The organism is Shewanella sp. Sh95, from assembly GCF_001308045.1.
Lineage (GTDB): Bacteria > Pseudomonadota > Gammaproteobacteria > Enterobacterales > Shewanellaceae > Shewanella > Shewanella xiamenensis.
This window is the reverse complement of sequence record NZ_LGYY01000120.1, coordinates 1-438: the sequence shown is the minus strand read 5'-3', so window position 1 is coordinate 438 and position 438 is coordinate 1. Positions and strand designations below refer to the sequence as shown.

Below are 438 nucleotides of genomic sequence, written 5' to 3'. Positions count from 1 at the left end.
CATCAGGATGGTCTCTTCCGCTAGGGAACAGCGGATACCGATAGAGAGTGTGGCATGTAGCTTGAGGGTTGTGGCTTAAGGCATATGGATTGTGCCTTGTGGCTTGTGGCTTGTGGCTTGTGGCTTGTGGCTTGTGGCTTGTGGCTTGTGGCTTGTGGCACGATAAAATAATAGATACAAAAAAACCATCTTTCGATGGTTTATTGTCTTCAACTAACGTTAGCGGTTAACCTTAGTTGAGGTGGTATCCCCTAGGGGATTCGAACCCCTGTTACCGCCGTGAAAGGGCGGTGTCCTAGGCCTCTAGACGAAGGGGACACAAGGACTTATGTTTTTCCTCATAACTGAGGTCTTGCTATTTATCTCAAACAACTCGTTAGTCATTTGGGATGCACTCTATCTTATTAGGGATAGAGTGGTATCCCCTAGGGGATGCGA

1 tRNA gene is annotated in these 438 nt (G+C 47.5%); it reads right to left on the bottom strand.

The features are described from left to right. Window positions 1-242 precede the first annotated feature (242 nt). Window positions 243-318: transfer RNA gene (locus AEA42_RS08985), tRNA-Glu, on the bottom strand. Window positions 319-438: the final 120 nt, after the last annotated feature.